Origin of the sequence: Rhizobium metallidurans (assembly GCF_014196505.1) — a bacterium.
Lineage (GTDB): Bacteria > Pseudomonadota > Alphaproteobacteria > Rhizobiales > Rhizobiaceae > Rhizobium > Rhizobium metallidurans.
Window position 1 is genome coordinate 1 of record NZ_JACIDW010000010.1, and the last position, 16,080, is coordinate 16,080.

A 16,080-nucleotide genomic window follows, 5' to 3' on the forward strand; every position below is an offset into this window, starting at 1 on the left:
GCTGAGAAGGTGACGATCCGACAACCAGCTGCCGGGCGGGTGGCCACCCGCCCGGCAGAAACAACTATCTCATATTTTGATCATCCAAGAAGGTGCCCGAAGGGCGGATGAGGGGGCTCCGGCTGCTGAGGCTGGCCGCATTTGCGGATCACCTGCGTACGATGTCGGCTTCCGGCCGCTTAGCGGCCGACTCTTGAGGTCGGCCACCGGCCCTTTGCGGCCATTGAGGTCTGCTGATACAAAAGCAATTGCGACCACGATAACGAGACTTTCATGGACCTAGTCATCGAACTTAAGGCTGTCCTGGAGCTGCCGCCCGACATCGAGGTTCTTCGGATCGAGGCCTCCAGGGCGGGTTTCCGTTTTATGGACAAACTTGTCAACGAGTGGGAGTCGCAGGCAAACCGGTTTGACAAACACGGAGAGAGGCTGATGTGTGCCTTTCACAATGCACAGCTCGTAGCTGTCGGCGGCTTGAACATCGATCCTTACGTAGATGACCCAAGTATTGCTCGCCTGCGCCATCTCTACGTACTACAACGCATCCGCCGACAAGGGGTCGCCTCTCGCGTTGCTCGCCATTTACTGGACACAGCGCGAACCTCATTCTCCGGCGTTCGGCTGTTTACTGATACGGCGGAAGCCGCGGCTCTCTATGAGAAGCTTGGTTTTGCGCCCGCGAACTCCGTAAATGCCACTCACATCATTAGATTCAGATGACTGTTTTTGGCCGAAGCCGCCGTCGCATCACGAAAAGCCTCCGGCAATGCGCGATACCCCCGATAACCGAGGCAGCAGGGGTATCGCTGAACTCCGTCAAAACGTGACGCAAAGGCGTGGCCGTGTTCGTCTCTCGTTACGCGACGTCTCTACCGCGCCTCCGCGATCCGCTCGAACGCCGACGGTCGGGGTATCCCGAGGTCCAGCGTCTGCCGGATGATCTCGGCGCATTCAAGCGGCGTCAGAAGCGATGTATCCACTTCCAGATCGTAGATCCCCGGCTGATGCACGTGGTCCTGCCAGCGCTGCACGGAATCGGGGATCGGGTCTTGCGCGCTTGCCTGCTCGTACAATCCCTCGCGGCCCGGCATGCGGATGTCGCGGCGGCGCATGATCGTGTCGAGCGGACAATGCACGCCGACGAAGAGAACCGGAAAACCTTCCAGTCTGCGGGCGCAGTCCGTCAGGATGCCGAGCGGCTGCGAATAGAAGTCGTGGTGCCCGAGATCGGCGACGACGTTGAGGCCGAGGCCGACATGGATGGCGATGGTCTCGTAGAGTGCGGCGTAGAAGAACGGCACCATCTCCTCGAGATCGGGCCGCTCGCCACCGGGACGCAGCCCGATGCCCGGCAGATAGCGTTCCGGCGTCATGCCGTTATAGGCATCGACGCCGAGGTTCATCCACGGGCCGTCGAACTCGTCCTGGATCGCCTTGGCGATCGATGATTTTCCGCTGCGTGGTGCACCGTTCAGAATGACGATCTGAGCGGCGGGGTTTTCCTCGGACATGTGTTTTCTTCTTTTGTTTGGCGCGAATCAGTGAGGCGAAATCGCGCAGGCATTTCACTTCGCATTTCGATTACATTATGGGTGACTTTATGGCGGTGACTCACCGCATCGGGAGGATAGCATGAACGAGGACGGCGCGCATTTTCCGCCTGTGGACCCCTTGAAGACCGGTCTGCGCGGCTGCTGCCCGCGCTGTGGCAATGGCAAGCTTTTCAATGGCTTGCTGACGCTGAAGCCGCGCTGCGCCGCCTGTGGTCTCGATTATGCCTTTGCCGACGCCGGCGATGGTCCGGCCGTCTTCGTCATATTGATCGTAGGCTTCGTCGTCATCGGCTCGGTGCTGTGGCTGGAAGTGAACTATTCACCGCCGATCTGGCTGCATATCCTTCTCTTCGCGCCGCTGACGATCATCCTCTCGCTTCTGGCATTGCGCTGGTGCAAGGGCATCCTGATCGCCATGCAGTGTCGCCACAATGCCCGTGAAGGACGTCTCTCCCGTGACTGATGCCAAAGCCGCACCCCGCCGCGCGCCATCCGTTTTCACCGCCGCGGCGGTGCTCGTCGCGCTCGCCATCCTCGTCTCGCTCGGCACCTGGCAGGTCGAGCGCCTGCGCTGGAAGGAAGGCCTGCTCGCCGATATCGCCGCCCGTCTCGCCGCCCCCGCCGTGCCCCTGGCCGAGATCGAAGCGATGGCCGCGAAGGGCGAGGATATCGAGTATCGCCGCGTCGCCGCGTCGGGCGTCTACGACAACAGCCGCGAACGCCATTTCTTCGCCACCTGGCGCGGCCTGACCGGCTACTACGTCTACACGCCGCTCAGGCTTGCCGACGGCCGTGATCTCTTCGTCAACCGCGGCTTCGTTCCCTACGACAACAAGGAGCCGGAGACGCGCATGCAGGGCCAGCTGACGGGCGAACGGACCGTCAACGGTCTCGCCCGCGCCCGGTTGCCGGGCAAGCCCTCCTGGGCCGTGCCCGACAACGACGTCGCCAAGAACATCTTCTACTGGAAGGATCTCGACGTCATGGCCTCGAGCGCCGGGCTCGACAAGGCTGCTGTCGTGCCGCTCTTCGTCGATGCCGACGACACGCCCAATCCCAAGGGCCTGCCGGTCGGCGGCGTCACCGACGTCAACCTGCCAAACAGCCACCTGCAATATGCCGTCACCTGGTACGGCCTGGCCGCCACCCTCGTCGCCATCGTCGCGGTCGCATGGTTTCGCAGGCGCGGCGATCCGCCCGCGCAATAGTATCGCTTCAATTCGTGCCTATATTGGGCTAGAGGTCGTTCAGTTCGCAGCGAACGCGATAGCCGTTGGCGGGGAGTTCTTCTCCCTCATTCCTGTGCTCGTCACAGGAATCCAGCCACGGCGCGTCGGCGCCGTGAACAGAGTCTTTTGCGCTCAATGACTTGAGCGCGCTGGATTCCTGTGCCAAGCACAGGAATGAGGGAATATAACTCGGAAAAGACATGAATATTGCCGTTTCAAAACCTCCACTGACGATCAGGCTCTGCGGGCCGCGCGGCTTCTGCGCCGGCGTCGACCGGGCGATCCAGATCGTCGTTCTGGCGCTGAAATCCTATGGCGCGCCCGTCTATGTCAGGCACGAGATCGTTCATAACCGCTATGTCGTCGAAGGACTGGAAGCCAAGGGCGCCGTCTTCGTCGAGGAGCTGAACGAGATCCCCGAAGAGCATCGCGCCCAGCCGGTCGTCTTCTCGGCCCACGGCGTGCCGAAATCGGTGCCGGAGGATGCGACCACACGCAACCTCTTCTATCTCGACGCCACATGCCCGCTGGTCTCCAAGGTCCACAAGCAGGCCATGCGCCACAACAAGCTCGGCCGCCACGTCGTCTTGATCGGCCATGCCGGCCATCCCGAGGTGATCGGCACCATGGGGCAGCTTCCCGAAGGCGCCGTCTCGCTGGTCGAAACCATCGCCGATGTCGACGTCTACGAGCCCGCCGATCCCGATAATCTCGGCTATGTCACGCAGACCACGCTGTCGGTGGACGACACCGCCGGTGTCATCGCCCGCCTGCGGGAGCGTTTCCCGAATTTGACCGCGCCGGCGGCCGATTCGATCTGCTACGCCACGACCAATCGCCAGGAAGTCGTCAAGCAAGCCGCCCCCGGCTGCGATCTCTTCATCATCGTCGGCGCGCCCAATTCGTCCAACTCCAAGCGCCTCGTCGAAGTGGCGCTGAGGGCAGGGGCGAAGAAGTCGATCCTGGTGCAGCGCGCCTCCGAGCTCGACTGGGACGATATCGGCCATGTCGGCACGCTCGGCCTGTCGGCCGGCGCCTCGGCGCCAGAGGTCATCGTCAACGAGATCATCGAGGCCTTCCGCGCCCGGTTCGATGCCCGCGTCGAGCTCGCCGAGACCGTCCAGGAAAACGAGCACTTCCTCGTCAACCGCGAACTGCGCGACATCGAGCTGACGACGGCGGACATGGCGTTCGTGAACGGGTAGTTGGTGGTCGGAGGGTGGGCCACCCCCTCTGTCCTGCCGGACATCTCCCCCACAAGGGGGGAGAGGACAAGTGGCTTGCTACCCGGTCTGCCGCAACGATAATTGGTTGGGGAAGAGCGTGCGTCCAGCTGTTCTCCCCCCTTGTGGGGGAGATGCCCGGCAGGGCAGAGGGGGTATTATCTTTCCACGCAGCGTGATTTTCCAACTTAGAACGAGAGCCCGCCTTGGCAGTCTACACCGATATCTCCGAAGACGATCTGAAGTGGTTCCTGACGGAATATGACGCCGGCACGCTGTTGTCCTACAAGGGCATCGCCGAGGGCGTCGAAAACAGCAACTTCCTGCTGCACACCTCGAAGGACCCGCTGATCCTGACGCTCTATGAAAAGCGCGTCGAGAAAAACGACCTGCCGTTCTTCCTCGGTCTCATGCAGCATCTTTCCGCCCGTGGCCTGTCCTGCCCGCTGCCGCTGCCGCGCAAGGATGGCGCGCTGCTCGGCCAGTTGTCGGACCGGCCCGCCGCCCTCATCTCCTTCCTCGAAGGCATGTGGCTGCGCAAGCCCGAGGCCAAACATTGCCGCGAAGTCGGAAGAGCGCTGGCCCGCATGCACATCGCCGGCGAAGGTTTCGACCTCAAGCGCCCGAACGCGCTCTCCGTCGATGGCTGGCAGGTGCTGTGGGACAAGTCTGAAGCCCGCGCCGACGAGGTCGAGAAGGGCCTGCAGGCGGAAATCCGCAGCGAACTTGATTATCTCGCCGCGCACTGGCCGAAGGATCTCCCCTCCGGCGTCATCCACGCCGATCTCTTCCCCGACAACGTCTTCTTCCTCGGCGACGACCTCTCGGGCCTGATCGATTTCTACTTCGCCTGCAACGACCTGCTCGCCTACGATGTCTCGATCATCCTCAATGCCTGGTGCTTCGAAAAGGACGGCGCCTATAACATCACCAAGGGCATGGCGATGCTCGAGGGCTATACCAGCGTTCGGCCGCTCAGCGCCGCCGAACTGGCAGCACTTCCAACCCTCGCGCGCGGCTCGGCGCTGCGCTTCTTCCTGACCCGCCTCTACGACTGGCTGATGACGCCCGAGGGCGCGCTGGTGACGAAGAAGGACCCGCTCGAATACCTGCGCAAGCTGCGCTTCCACCGCCAGATCAAATCCGCCGCCGAATACGGGCTGACCGCATGAAGCACGTCGATATCTATACCGACGGCGCCTGCTCCGGAAACCCCGGCCCCGGCGGCTGGGGCGCGGTGCTGCGCTATGGCGAGGTCGAGAAGGAGCTCTGCGGCGGCGAGGCGGAAACCACCAACAACCGCATGGAACTCTTGGCCGCCATCTCGGCGCTGACGGCGCTGAAGACCCCCTGCGAGGTCGATCTCCACACCGACAGCAAATACGTCATGGACGGCATCTCCAAGTGGATCTTCGGCTGGAAGAAGAACGGCTGGAAGACCGCAGACAAGAAGCCGGTGAAGAACGGCGAACTCTGGCAGGCGCTCGACGCCGCCAACCAGCGCCACAAGGTCAAGTGGCACTGGGTCAAGGGCCACGCCGGCCACCCGGAAAACGAACGCGCCGACGAGTTGGCGCGCAAGGGCATGGAGCCGTTCAAGAAGCGGTAGGCTTGCTTTTCGGTCTGCGAGAGAGCGAGCGCCCGCCACGAGTCCCTTCTCCCCGCGGGGGAGAAGAGACACGTGGCGTGCCTCTTGCTACCCTAGTCGGCATCGTCGCTTCGCTTTCCAAATCGGTTGCGCCGAGGGCGATTGGCCTCTGATTTGGTTGGTCCATATTTAGGCTCATCCAATGGACCAACCGACAGCTTTCGTTTTCCGCCAATGAACCAGTAGATGTAGCCAAAAGCGTAAACTGAGATGATCCAGACGGATGTCGGGAGTACAAAAACGCCGATGATGCTCAGGTAAAAAATGAGCGCGTAAAGCGAGCCTGAAAGGAAATTCAAACCTTCGGGCTTAACGAACATCATAACGGCAAAACAAAATCCAAACAGAATGGTTGCCCATATCGATTTTTCGAGGAGCCATGTCTTCAGCGTTTGGTGCTCTATGGCGTCGCGAACAGGAATGCCCAAAAACATCGCGAGGGCTCCGAGCAAGAAAATGACAACAACCATCGTCTTCGCTTTCTCCTTTTCGGATTTAACAATGGCACGCTTCTGCTGAGAATAGCGTTAAGTGTTTCGCTGAATTTGGAAATCTGAAAATCATTTCCGCTTAGGCCGGCGGTCATCAACAGGCGATCACGTCATTGGCGACGCTTGCCGGCCGCATATATACTCGCGCGCGGACCATCGCTGCTCATCTCACCCCACACCTCACAATATCAACCACTTACACGACGCATTTTCCCCACACCCACCGCCTGCGCCAAACTCACCCCGTCCCGTCTTCGGATACACCGGTTGCGTTACCGGCGAGGCGGAACCGGCGCTTTCGGGAAACCCCTGACGCAGGGTGAAACGAGGGGCGTCGCGGAATGGTCCCGCCAGCGAAGAGCTGGTGTGCGGGTGCATAGGTCGGTTCGCCGATACCACGCGCCTATGCACATGAGGGACGGCGACTGGCCGACCGTTATGCCTCAAAAGGGTTTTGCGGAACGGCGCCGGGGTGCCGCGGGCGACAGGTCCGTGGAGGCCCTCTCGGCGTCGATCAAGACGGCCCTTCGGGATGCCCGGGGAGCGAAAGCCTCAAGAACAAGAACAATCCCGCGAGCATATCTCTGAAAAGATGCCGATCACCCGGTAAAGGAACCAGGACACGATAGCAGACCGCCGAACGGGGCGCCGGAAGGTGTCAACAAAACTAAACTATTTACGAGGCAGCTTTTGGCGCCCCGTCCGATCAGGTGCCGTATCAACCGGGGGTAAAGCCTGCCGGGGTAGAAGCATGTGTCGGGGGTAAAAATTGGCTAACGTCAGCGCCAGCGGCCCCTCATCCGCCCTTCGGGCACCTTCTCCCCGTGGGGGAGAAGGGAAGATGGAGCAAGCGGCCCGCCACGAGTCCCTTCTCCCCAGCGGGGAGAAGATGCCGGCAGGCAGATGAGGGGGCCACCGGCACAACACCAGCCCACCCCTCCATCCACTCAGTCTAAGCCCTCAAGCCGCCTTCGCCACATCCCCATGCGGGTCGAGCACGAATTTCGTCGCCGCCCCGTGGTCGAAGCTCTCGTAGCCCTGAACGGCCTCTTCGAGCGGGATCACCTTGGCGTTGACGATATCGGCGATCGGCAGGCGGTCGTGGAGGATCGCCTGCATCAGCTGCCGGTTATACTTCAGCACCGGAGTCTGGCCGGTGTGGAAGGATTGCGCCTTGGCCCAGCCGAGCCCGAAGCGCAGCGACAGGTTGCCGGTCTTGGCCGCGCTGTCGACGGCGCCGGGGTCCTCGGTCACGTAGAGGCCGGGAATGCCGATCGAGCCGGCGGCGCGGGTGATGTCCATCATCTGGTTGAGCACGATCGCCGGCTGCTCGCCGCCCGAATGGCCGCGCGCCTCGAAGCCGACGGCGTCGATGGCGCTGTCGACCTCGTTGCTTCCGGTCACCTGCGCGATCATGTCGCCCAGGCGGTCGCTCTTCGACAGGTCGATCGGCTCGAAGCCCACCTTGGCGGCATGCGCCAGGCGATCCTTGTTGAAGTCGCCGATCATCACCACGGCGGCACCGAGGATGCGGGCGGAAGCGGCCGCCGCGAGGCCGACCGGGCCGGCGCCCGCGACATAAACCGTCGAGCCGACGCCGACGCCGGCGCGCACCGCGCCATGGAAGCCTGTTGGCAGGATGTCGGAGAGCATGGTGAGGTCGCGGATCTTCTCCATCGCCCGGTCGCGATCCGGAATCTTCAGGAGGTTGAAGTCGGCATAGGGTATGGTCACGTAGCGCGCCTGTCCGCCGATCCAGCCGCCCATGTCGACATAGCCATAGGCGCCGCCGGCGCGCGACGGGTTGACGGTGAGGCAGACGCCGGTGTCCTGCGACTTGCAGCAGCGGCAGCGTCCGCAGGCGACGTTGAACGGCACGGAGACGATGTCGCCGACCTCGAGCATCTCGACGTCGATGCCCTTTTCGATGATCTGGCCGGTGATCTCGTGGCCGAGAACCAGCCCCGGCATCGCCGTGGTGCGGCCGCGCACCATATGCTGGTCCGATCCGCAGATATTGGTCGAGATCACTTTCAGGATCACGCCATGCTCGATGCGGCGTCCATCGGGTGCCTCGAGCTTGGGATCGTCGATGTCATGGATTTCGACAACGCCGGGCCGCATGTAGACGACGCCACGGTTCTTGCTCATTTTCATCTCCTCCGTTGAAAATGCTGCGGTCCGCGCGGGCTCCTCTCCCGTGCGGTCATCATCGCAGCTTAGAGGAGAATGCCGGCCACGTCGTCCCGTTTACGACGGTTTCTTCGTCCGAAACGGTCGTAAACGGAGAAGTGAGGAGAGGGGCTCGAAGACCGGGGAGGGCCAATCTTTGCATCTTGCCCACGGGCGCATTCCCACTATGCTCTGCTGATAACAATAGTTTGGGAGGCGACATATGATCCTGCACTCGGTGCTGATGCGGCTGAAATCGGCCATCACGGGCGAAGAAAAGCAGTCCCTGTTCGAACAGATCGTCGCGCTGAAGCAGGTCATTCCGGGCATTCTGGATATCAAATACGGCCCCAACGTCTCGCCCGAGGGCCTGCATGCCGGTTTCGTCGATGGCTTTGCCGTCACCTTCGAAAGCCCCGAGGCGCGCGACGCCTATCTCGTCCATCCCGAACATGTCGCCGTCGGCGAGCGCATCGTCTCGTCGCTGGATGGCGGCCTTGGCGGCCTGATCGTCTTCGACCTGCAGGTCTGATCCCGCAGGTCGGAGATAGCGTTCGCGACCGTCAGCTCGCGTTCGCCGAGGTCGTGGGGATCGGTCCGATCCCCACCGAGGTCAAGGGCTCGCTCAGAGCTGCTCGATCATCGTCGCGGCGCTGGAAACCGTCGCCTGGCCCGGATTCTCCTCGACGTTGAGCGACTTGACGACGCCGTCCTCGACCAGCATCGAGTAGCGCTTCGAGCGCACGCCGAGACCACCGCCCGAAAGGTCGGCGTCGAGGCCGAGCGCCTTGGTGAAGGAAGCGTCCCAGTCGGCGAGGAAGTGGATTTTGCCCATGCCGCCCGAGGATTGCGCCCAGGCGCCCATCACGTGCCAGTCGTTGACCGCGACGACTGCGATGTCGTCGACGCCCTTGTTGAGAATGGTGTCGCGGTTTTCGAGATAGCCCGGCAGGTGGTTGAGCGAGCAGGTCGGGGTAAACGCGCCGGGCACGGCAAACAGCACGACGCGCCTGCCCTTGAACAGCGCCTCGGTCGTGGTCTCGACCGGGCCGTCGGCCGTCTTTTCCTTGAATGTCGCCGAAGGCAGGGTATCGCCGATCGCAATGGTCATGAATGTCTCCTCATGGTGGGTTGGCGGGCGGCGCGTGGGCCGCGGGATTTCAATCGAAGGCAAGCGGGCTTTCGATGGCGCGCGCCCCGTCGATGACGAGCGCGCTCCAGCTCTTGCCCGATATGTCGTAGTTCCTGGGCAGCTTGCCGATCGCGACCGTGGTCGTCAGCGCCGTGCCGTCGCGCTTGCTCATCAGCTGCTTGGTGAACACATAGCCGCTGGGGCCGGCAACGATGACGTCGGGTGTCGTGTCGCCGATGTCGGGCAGGGTGATGTCGAGCTTCAGCTCCGTCCGGTCGGGCGAAAGCGTATGCTCCGTCACCTTGAACTCGGAGGAAGACGCTTCCGGCAGCCGCGCCTCGGCGGCATCAAGAATGGCCTCTTCCTGCGGCTGCGATTGTCCCGCCGCCGGAAGCGCGACCGTAAGGTCGGCCTGGAAGGGCACGCAGATATCCTTGCAGATGCCGATGAAAGCCTGCGCCTTGATCTCGGTAACACCGCTCTTGGCCGACAGGGTGAGCGGCAGCGTCACCGGCGCGTCGTAACCGACATCGTCGATCTCGTCGCTCTTGATATGCTTGGGAATGGGGTAGCTGATCTTGTCGAGCGTCACCCCCGTCCCGGGCGCGATGACGATCTGTGGCGGGATGCCCGTGTTGCCGGGTTCGCGCCAGTAGGTGATCCATCCGGCATTCGGTTCGATCTGCAGCCCGGCGCGGATCTTGCCGTTGTCGTCCGGCGAAAGCGCCACCAGCCGCATCCGTCCGCCGGCGTTCTCGGCCCAGGCGCTGGTCGCGGCCTGCGCCGGGGAAAGCGCCGGCAGGGAGAAGCCAAGGCCAAGAGGCATGGCGACTGCGAGGGTAAGGGCGAGGCGTTGTGTGTGCGATGCGAAGGTCATGCGACAATGGTTATTCAAATCCGGCGTCCTTCGCCAGCGGCCTTGGTCGATTAAATTTTCATTTTCAGTTGATTGAAACAGGACATTGGCCCATGTTTCTCTTGTCGGGGCCTCGGGCGGTCTGGCATCAGGAGGTATCATGTCCCTGTCGACCCTGAAAAACAGACGAGAACGCGGCTTCTTCGACGGTCAGTTCCTGATCGCCATGCCCGGCGTATCGGATAGCAACTTCGCCCGCACGGTCATTTACGTCTGCGCCCATTCCGATGCCGGCGCCATGGGTTTCATCATCAACCGGTCGCAGGAACTCTCGTTTACCGACGTGCTCATGCATCTCGACATGATCAAGACCGACGAGGCGATCCTCATGCCGACCGCCACGCGCGATCTGTCGATCCAGACGGGCGGACCGGTCGAAAGTGGCCGCGGCTTCGTCCTGCATTCCGACGATTATCTCTGCGATTCCAGCATTCCCGTCAGCGACGATATCTGCATGACGGCGACGCTCGACATCATCCGCGCCATCGCCAAGGGCGAGGGCCCGAAGCGCGCCACCATGCTGCTCGGCTATGCCGGTTGGGGCGCCGGCCAGCTCGAAGCCGAGATCGCCGCGAACGGCTGGCTTAACTGCGCGGCCAACGACGCCCTCATCTTCGATCCCAATCTCGATGACAAGTACGAGCGCGCATTGGCTGGCATGGGCATCTCTGCGGCCATGCTTTCCACCGAAGCCGGCCACGCCTGAAGACCAGAAAATTCGCGGAACGAATAGCTGCAAGCGACGTTCTCTTTTCGCACCGGGCACGAGGCCCGTTCCAAAAGGAGACATCAGATGGGTAGCACCACCGACAAGATTTCCGGCAAGGCAAACGAGATCGCCGGCAAGACCAAGCAGGCGGTCGGCAAGGCGACCGGCGACAATGCGACCCGCGCCAAGGGCGCCGTTCAGGAAGCCAAGGGCAAGTCGCAGACCGCCAAGGGTAACGCCAAGGACAAGCTGAAGGATGCCGTCGATCGCATGTGATCGACAGCATTCCGGCAATGACCCGTCGCGCATCCGCGCTGCGGGTCGTTTTGTATCAATACCGCTTGATGGGGCGTTCCATGCGGCTTTTTGCCTGCGACAGTTGCGATCAGGTCGTGCATTTCGACAATCGCCAATGCGTTCGCTGCAACCATCGCCTCGGCTTTTTGCCCGACGATCTCTCGATGCGCGCTCTCGAGCCGCTTGACGAAACGCTGTGGCGGATGGCGTCGGAGCCCGCGCGCGCCGTGCGCTTCTGCGCCAATGCCGGCCTCGATATCTGCAACTGGCTGGTCAATGCGGATGACGAACACCCCTTCTGCATCGCCTGCCGCTACAACCGCCTGGTGCCCAACACCCATACGCAGCAGGGCATCGATCGCTGGCGCCGCATCAGCCAGGCGCAGCGCCATCTCTTCTATTCGCTGCTGCGCTGGCGCCTGCCACCGCCCGATCGCATCGAGGATCCGCAAGGCGGCCTGGTCTTCGACTTTCTCGAGGACGAGGTGCAGGTCGATGGAAACGTCATCCCGGCCATGACAGGTCACGACGAAGGCGTCATCGCCATCCGCGCCGCCGAAGCCGACGATGTCACCCGCGAACTTGCCCGCGCCTCGATGAACGAACCCTATCGCACGCTTCTCGGCCATTTCCGCCACGAGATCGGGCACTTCGTCTGGAACCGTCTGGTCCGCGACCGGAACGCCTTCGATGGCTTTCGCGCCGTCTTCGGCGACGAGCGGCAGGATTATGGTCAGGCGCTGCGGAACCATTATCAGAACGGCGCGCCACTGGATTGGCAGCAGGGCTACATCAGCGCCTACGCGACGTCTCATCCCTGGGAGGACTTCGCCGAATGCTTCGCGCACTATCTCCACATCGTCGATACGCTGGAGACAGCCCGCGGCTTCGGCATCGCGATCGATCCGCGCGGCCATGAGGAAATGGCGTCCGAGGTGGATTTCAACCCCTACCGCGCCGCCAGCGCCGAGCAGCTGGTTAGCGCCTGGGTGCCGCTATCGGTGGCGATCAACGCCATCCAGCGCAGCATGGGGCAGCCGGATTCCTACCCCTTCGTGCTCTCGAACGCCGTCGTCGCAAAGCTCGAATACCTTCACCGGCTGATCCAGGATCGCGTCGCCGAGCCCCGCCAGCACGCCGCCTGACCTTTCGCGGCCCGGGAGACCTCAGGCCCGTTTGGTCAGCGGAAACCGCTCCTTCAGCAGCCGCAGAACCGATTCCGTCGCCATCGGCGGACCGAAGAGATAGCTCTGGCCGTAGGTGCAGCCCATCTTCGCCAGCTCGATCGCATCCTCGTTGGACTCGATCCCCTCGGCCACGACCTTCATATCGAGTTCCCGCGCCATCGAGATCACCGAGCGCAGCACCGTCGACTTCCGGTCGCTGGCGCCGCAGACCAGCGTCTTGTCGAGCTTGATCGTGTCGAACGGGAAGCGCGTGAGGTAGGAGAGGGAGGAATAGCCGGTGCCGAAATCGTCGAGCGCCAGGCCAAGCCCGACCTCGCGCAGTTTCTCCAGCACCAGCCGCGCCTGCTCCGGGTTCTCCATCACCATCGTCTCGGTCAGTTCCAGCTTCAGCCGGGTCGGATCGCAATGGGTCTTGGCGAGCACCGAGCGCACATCGTCGTAGAGATCGTTGTTCAGCAACTGCGCGCTGGAGAGATTGATCGACACGAAGATCGGCAGCTCGCCGGTCTGGCTCTCCCAGGCCATCAGGTCGTTGGTCGCCTGTTCGAGGGCGAAGACGCCGAGCATGTTGATGATGTCGGAAGCCTCGGCGATCGGAATGAATTCCGACGGCGGGATGTTGCCGCGCTTCGGATGCTCCCAGCGCATCAGCGCCTCGAAACCGGCGATCTCCACGTCTTCAAGGCCGGCGATCGGCTGGTAGACCATCGACAGTTCCTTGCGCTCAAGCGCACGGCGGAGATCCGATTCGAGCTGCAGCCGGTCGGCGCCGAAATCGCGGAAGGCGGGCTGGAACGGCTCGACGCGATTGCCGCCGGCGCGCTTGGCCCGGTACATGGCAAGCTCGGAATCGCTGAGCATCCCCGTGGCGTTCTCCTGCTGGTCGACGAAGGAAGCAAGCCCGATCGACGCCGTCAGGATGATCTCGCGGTTGGCGAAGTTGATCGGCACCATGATCGCCTTGCTGATCGCGTCCGCGAAGTCGGCGATCTTGGCCGGATCGCGCTCGGAAACCAGGATGAGGCCGAACTGGTCGCCGGAGAGGCGCGCCAGCGTGTCCTGCGGCTTCAGCAGTCGGCGGAGACGGCGCGTCAGCGCGATCAGGATATTGTCGCCGGCCGCAACGCCAAGCGCGTCGTTGACCAGCTTGTAGCGGTCGATATCGATCACCATCACCGTCGGGCGCAGCGTATCGCTGCCCGGCGCCAGCGCCAGCACGCCCTGCAGGCGGTCGAGGAACAGCTGGCGGTTGGGAAGACCGGTCAGGTTGTCGTGCAGCGCGTCCTGCAGCAAACGGTCGACCGAGTTCTTCTGCTCGGTGACGTCGATCACCGTGCCGACGCAGCGGATCACCTCGCCGTTGGAATCGAGCACCGGCCGGGCGCGGATCAGAAGCCAGTGGAAATGCCCGTCCTCGGCGCGAATGCGGAATTCGTGGTTCAGCCGGCCGCGGCGATGTTCGAGCAGAACGTCCAGCGTGGCGCGGAAGCGGTCGCGATCGTCTGGGTGCAGGCGCGGCAGCCAGTTGCGGGCGGCGCCATGCATCGTGCCGGGCGAAAGGCCGAGCTTGACGGAGACGTCGGGGATGGTGACGACACGGTCGCGCGCCACGTCCCAGTCCCACACCATGTCGCCGGAGCCGGTCAGCGCCAGCGATTGCCGCTCGAGATCCGAGAACAGGCCCTGCTGGAACGTTCCCCCCGCGAAGGCGTGCTGCATGACCGTGAAGCCGATCAGCAGCACGATCAGCACCAGGCCGCCGCCGAGCGCCGGCTGGATGATGTCGTTGTCGAGCTGGCCGGTGATCGTCAGCCAGGCGCCGAAGATCCACACCAGGATCAGCGCCCAGGCCGGCACCAGCAGGATGGCGCGGTCGTAGCGGTTGATGCCGAGATAGACGATGAGCAGCAACCCCATCGTCGCCGTCAGCGCGAAGGAGAGGCGGGCGATGCCGGCGGCGATCGCCGGGTCGTAGATGGCGACGCCGAAGAGCAGGGCCAGGCCCAGCACCCAGGCGAGCGTCACATAGCCCAGATGCGTGTGCCACCGGTTGAGGTTGAGATAGGTGAACAGGAAGATGACGAAACTCGATGCCAGCGCCACTTCCGCGCAGGCCCGCCATATTCGCTGGTCCGCCGAGGCGATGCTGACGAGCTTTCCGAGAAAGCCGAAATCCACGCAGATATAGCCGAGCACCGCCCAGGCGAGCGCGGCCGTCGCCGGCAGCATCGAGGTGCCCTTGACGACGAACAGGATGGTGAGGAACACCGCCAGCAGGCCGGCGATGCCGAGCACGATGCCGCGATAGAGCGTGAACGCGTTGATCGTATCCTTGTAGGCGTTGGGCTCCCACAGATAGATCTGCGGCAATTCGGGCGTCGAAAGCTCGGCGACGAAGGTGATGACGGCGCCCGGATTGAGCGTGATGCGGAAGACGTCGGCCTCGTCGCTCGGCTGCCGGTCGAGCGCGAAGCCTTCGCTCGGCGTGATCGCGGTGATGCGCTGCGAGCCGAGATCCGGCCAGAACAGCTTGGAGTTCGCCAGCCGGAAATGCGGAGCGACGATGACGCGCTCCAGCTGTTCGTCGGACACGTTGGCGAGCGCGAAGACCGCCCAGTCGCCCTGGTAGTTGCCGGAACTCGAGCGCACCTCGATGCGGCGACGGATGCCGTCGGCGCCGGCCGCGGTCGAAACCTGGAAGGCTTCGCCCTGATTGGTGTAGATTTCGGTGGTCTTGGTCAGATCGAGCGCGGTGTCGTCCCGGGAAATCTTGACCGGCTCGGCGGCCTGCGCGGCCCCTGACATCAGCGCGAAGGCGGACAGGAAAAGCGCTGCGATCACCGCGACGAAACGTCCTGATGGTGACGAGTGCAGCATGCGTTTTTTGGTCATCGGCTGTCGGTTATCCTGCCTTTATCCGTATCGGTGGCAAGCAGTGAAAACATCACGTGATCATGCCACTGACCGTTGATCTTCAAGTATCCGCGCAGATAGCCTTCCCGCTGAAACCCGGCTTTTTCAAGCAGGCGGATGCTCCGAGCGTTGTCTGGAATACAGGCTGCTTCGATACGGTGCAACTCAAGGCCTGCGAAGATGTAGGGTATAACCAATTGAAGTGCGGCGAACATATGGCCTTGGCCGGCATGCGCCTCGCCCATCCAGTAGCCGATCATGCAGCTTTGCGCGGCCCCGCGCCTGATGTAGCCGATGGTGATGCCGCCAAGCAGCGTCATGTTGTCCCGGTGGAAAAGCAGCAGCGGAACCGCCTGTCCGGAGGCGTATTCCTGCTTGCCGCGAATGACGCGGGCCCGGTAGGAGCCCTCCGTCAGTTCGTCGCGGCGCCATGTCGGCTCCCAGCGCTCGAGAAAGCCGCGGCTTGCCGAGCGCAGCTTGTGCCACTGGTTGAAATCCTGGTAGCGCGGCAGCCGCAGCACATAATTGGCGTCTTCGATTTCAACTGCTTCCGGCTGCCGAGACAGGAACCGAAACACCGATTTTGGCATCGATCACTCCCGGAGCCGCG

General features: G+C 62.9%; 17 protein-coding genes. 10 read left to right on the forward strand and 7 right to left on the reverse strand.

What is annotated here, in order from left to right:
- Positions 1-273: 273 nt before the first annotated feature.
- Entirely contained in the window at positions 274-720 is a 447-nt protein-coding gene (locus GGQ67_RS15235) for a GNAT family N-acetyltransferase (RefSeq protein ID WP_183900997.1), read from the forward strand.
- Positions 721-869: 149 nt separating this feature from the next.
- On the opposite strand, the gene GGQ67_RS15240 is transcribed toward GGQ67_RS15235, so the two are convergent.
- On the reverse strand, positions 870-1,511 hold the full coding sequence (locus GGQ67_RS15240; protein WP_183900998.1) for a chloramphenicol phosphotransferase CPT family protein: 642 nt from the start codon (positions 1,509-1,511) through the stop codon (positions 870-872).
- A gap of 121 nt (positions 1,512-1,632) precedes the next feature.
- Between GGQ67_RS15240 and GGQ67_RS15245 the strand changes: the two genes are divergently transcribed.
- The 5 genes from GGQ67_RS15245 (at position 1,633) to rnhA (ending at position 5,614) form a co-directional block, all read left to right on the forward strand.
- A complete protein-coding gene (locus GGQ67_RS15245; RefSeq protein ID WP_183900999.1) occupies positions 1,633-2,016 on the forward strand; it encodes a DUF983 domain-containing protein in 384 nt (127 codons plus the stop codon).
- A complete protein-coding gene (locus tag GGQ67_RS15250; RefSeq protein WP_210279659.1) occupies positions 1,985-2,761 on the forward strand; it encodes an SURF1 family protein in 777 nt (258 codons plus the stop codon). Before GGQ67_RS15245 ends, GGQ67_RS15250 begins: the two co-directional genes overlap by 32 nt.
- Before the next feature lie 221 nt (positions 2,762-2,982).
- Positions 2,983-3,987, forward strand: a complete 1,005-nt coding sequence (gene ispH, locus GGQ67_RS15255; protein ID WP_183901001.1) for a 4-hydroxy-3-methylbut-2-enyl diphosphate reductase — start codon at positions 2,983-2,985, stop codon at positions 3,985-3,987.
- Between the two features lie 224 nt (positions 3,988-4,211).
- The gene (locus GGQ67_RS15260) at positions 4,212-5,177 is read left to right on the forward strand and encodes a homoserine kinase (RefSeq protein WP_183901002.1); all 966 of its coding nucleotides are present in this window, start codon (positions 4,212-4,214) and stop codon (positions 5,175-5,177) included.
- Positions 5,174-5,614 (forward strand): ribonuclease HI, encoded by a 441-nt coding sequence (rnhA, locus tag GGQ67_RS15265; RefSeq protein ID WP_183901003.1) that lies wholly within the window; start codon positions 5,174-5,176, stop codon positions 5,612-5,614. Before GGQ67_RS15260 ends, rnhA begins: the two co-directional genes overlap by 4 nt.
- Before the next feature lie 92 nt (positions 5,615-5,706).
- Here rnhA and GGQ67_RS15270 read toward each other — a convergent pair whose 3' ends face one another.
- Both GGQ67_RS15270 and fdhA read right to left on the reverse strand, forming a co-directional pair.
- On the reverse strand, positions 5,707-6,123 hold the full coding sequence (locus tag GGQ67_RS15270; RefSeq protein WP_183901004.1) for a hypothetical protein: 417 nt from the start codon (positions 6,121-6,123) through the stop codon (positions 5,707-5,709).
- A 981-nt stretch (positions 6,124-7,104) separates the two neighbouring features.
- On the reverse strand, positions 7,105-8,295 hold the full coding sequence (gene fdhA, locus GGQ67_RS15275; RefSeq protein WP_183901005.1) for a formaldehyde dehydrogenase, glutathione-independent: 1,191 nt from the start codon (positions 8,293-8,295) through the stop codon (positions 7,105-7,107).
- A gap of 244 nt (positions 8,296-8,539) precedes the next feature.
- On the opposite strand from fdhA, the gene GGQ67_RS15280 reads away from it, so the two are divergent.
- Positions 8,540-8,848 (forward strand): Dabb family protein, encoded by a 309-nt coding sequence (locus GGQ67_RS15280; protein WP_026283108.1) that lies wholly within the window; start codon positions 8,540-8,542, stop codon positions 8,846-8,848.
- A 93-nt stretch (positions 8,849-8,941) separates the two neighbouring features.
- On the opposite strand, the gene GGQ67_RS15285 is transcribed toward GGQ67_RS15280, so the two are convergent.
- Together GGQ67_RS15285 and GGQ67_RS15290 are read right to left on the reverse strand one after the other, a co-directional pair.
- A complete protein-coding gene (locus GGQ67_RS15285) occupies positions 8,942-9,427 on the reverse strand; it encodes a peroxiredoxin (protein ID WP_183901006.1) in 486 nt (161 codons plus the stop codon).
- A gap of 49 nt (positions 9,428-9,476) precedes the next feature.
- Positions 9,477-10,274 carry a protein-disulfide reductase DsbD domain-containing protein gene (locus GGQ67_RS15290; RefSeq protein WP_246400199.1) on the reverse strand — a complete coding sequence of 266 codons (798 nt, stop codon included), beginning with the start codon at positions 10,272-10,274 and terminating at the stop codon, positions 9,477-9,479.
- A gap of 190 nt (positions 10,275-10,464) precedes the next feature.
- Here GGQ67_RS15290 and GGQ67_RS15295 point away from each other — a divergent pair, with 190 nt between their 5' ends.
- The 3 genes from GGQ67_RS15295 to GGQ67_RS15305 all read left to right on the forward strand — a co-directional run bounded on the left by GGQ67_RS15295 (position 10,465) and on the right by GGQ67_RS15305 (position 12,515).
- Positions 10,465-11,070, forward strand: a complete 606-nt coding sequence (locus GGQ67_RS15295; RefSeq protein ID WP_183901008.1) for a YqgE/AlgH family protein — start codon at positions 10,465-10,467, stop codon at positions 11,068-11,070.
- A gap of 87 nt (positions 11,071-11,157) precedes the next feature.
- On the forward strand, positions 11,158-11,349 hold the full coding sequence (locus tag GGQ67_RS15300; protein WP_183901009.1) for a CsbD family protein: 192 nt from the start codon (positions 11,158-11,160) through the stop codon (positions 11,347-11,349).
- Between the two features lie 80 nt (positions 11,350-11,429).
- Positions 11,430-12,515: a zinc-binding metallopeptidase family protein gene (locus tag GGQ67_RS15305; RefSeq protein ID WP_183901010.1), complete on the forward strand. Its 1,086-nt coding sequence runs from the start codon at positions 11,430-11,432 to the stop codon at positions 12,513-12,515.
- A 21-nt stretch (positions 12,516-12,536) separates the two neighbouring features.
- On the opposite strand, the gene GGQ67_RS15310 is transcribed toward GGQ67_RS15305, so the two are convergent.
- Both GGQ67_RS15310 and GGQ67_RS15315 read right to left on the reverse strand, forming a co-directional pair.
- Positions 12,537-15,449: a sensor domain-containing phosphodiesterase gene (locus GGQ67_RS15310; RefSeq protein ID WP_183901011.1), complete on the reverse strand. Its 2,913-nt coding sequence runs from the start codon at positions 15,447-15,449 to the stop codon at positions 12,537-12,539.
- Positions 15,446-16,060: a GNAT family N-acetyltransferase gene (locus GGQ67_RS15315; RefSeq protein ID WP_183901012.1), complete on the reverse strand. Its 615-nt coding sequence runs from the start codon at positions 16,058-16,060 to the stop codon at positions 15,446-15,448. The genes GGQ67_RS15310 and GGQ67_RS15315 overlap by 4 nt, the downstream gene beginning before the upstream one ends.
- Between the last annotated feature and the right edge of the window lie 20 nt (positions 16,061-16,080).

Bases quoted from the DNA above. Each gene is read 5' to 3' on its own strand.
- GGQ67_RS15245 (WP_183900999.1), top strand. From the start codon at position 1,633: ATGAACGAGGACGGCGCGCATTTTCCGCCTGTGGACCCCTTGAAGACC.
- GGQ67_RS15290 (WP_246400199.1), bottom strand. From the start codon at position 10,274: ATGCCTCTTGGCCTTGGCTTCTCCCTGCCGGCGCTTTCCCCGGCGCAG.
- GGQ67_RS15270 (WP_183901004.1), bottom strand. From the start codon at position 6,123: ATGGTTGTTGTCATTTTCTTGCTCGGAGCCCTCGCGATGTTTTTGGGC.
- GGQ67_RS15305 (WP_183901010.1), top strand. From the start codon at position 11,430: ATGCGGCTTTTTGCCTGCGACAGTTGCGATCAGGTCGTGCATTTCGAC.
- GGQ67_RS15250 (WP_210279659.1), top strand. From the start codon at position 1,985: ATGCCCGTGAAGGACGTCTCTCCCGTGACTGATGCCAAAGCCGCACCC.
- GGQ67_RS15295 (WP_183901008.1), top strand. From the start codon at position 10,465: ATGTCCCTGTCGACCCTGAAAAACAGACGAGAACGCGGCTTCTTCGAC.
- GGQ67_RS15240 (WP_183900998.1), bottom strand. From the start codon at position 1,511: ATGTCCGAGGAAAACCCCGCCGCTCAGATCGTCATTCTGAACGGTGCA.
- GGQ67_RS15315 (WP_183901012.1), bottom strand. From the start codon at position 16,060: ATGCCAAAATCGGTGTTTCGGTTCCTGTCTCGGCAGCCGGAAGCAGTT.
- fdhA (WP_183901005.1), bottom strand. From the start codon at position 8,295: ATGAGCAAGAACCGTGGCGTCGTCTACATGCGGCCCGGCGTTGTCGAA.
- GGQ67_RS15235 (WP_183900997.1), top strand. From the start codon at position 274: ATGGACCTAGTCATCGAACTTAAGGCTGTCCTGGAGCTGCCGCCCGAC.
- GGQ67_RS15300 (WP_183901009.1), top strand. From the start codon at position 11,158: ATGGGTAGCACCACCGACAAGATTTCCGGCAAGGCAAACGAGATCGCC.
- GGQ67_RS15285 (WP_183901006.1), bottom strand. From the start codon at position 9,427: ATGACCATTGCGATCGGCGATACCCTGCCTTCGGCGACATTCAAGGAA.
- ispH (WP_183901001.1), top strand. From the start codon at position 2,983: ATGAATATTGCCGTTTCAAAACCTCCACTGACGATCAGGCTCTGCGGG.
- GGQ67_RS15280 (WP_026283108.1), top strand. From the start codon at position 8,540: ATGATCCTGCACTCGGTGCTGATGCGGCTGAAATCGGCCATCACGGGC.
- GGQ67_RS15310 (WP_183901011.1), bottom strand. From the start codon at position 15,449: ATGACCAAAAAACGCATGCTGCACTCGTCACCATCAGGACGTTTCGTC.
- rnhA (WP_183901003.1), top strand. From the start codon at position 5,174: ATGAAGCACGTCGATATCTATACCGACGGCGCCTGCTCCGGAAACCCC.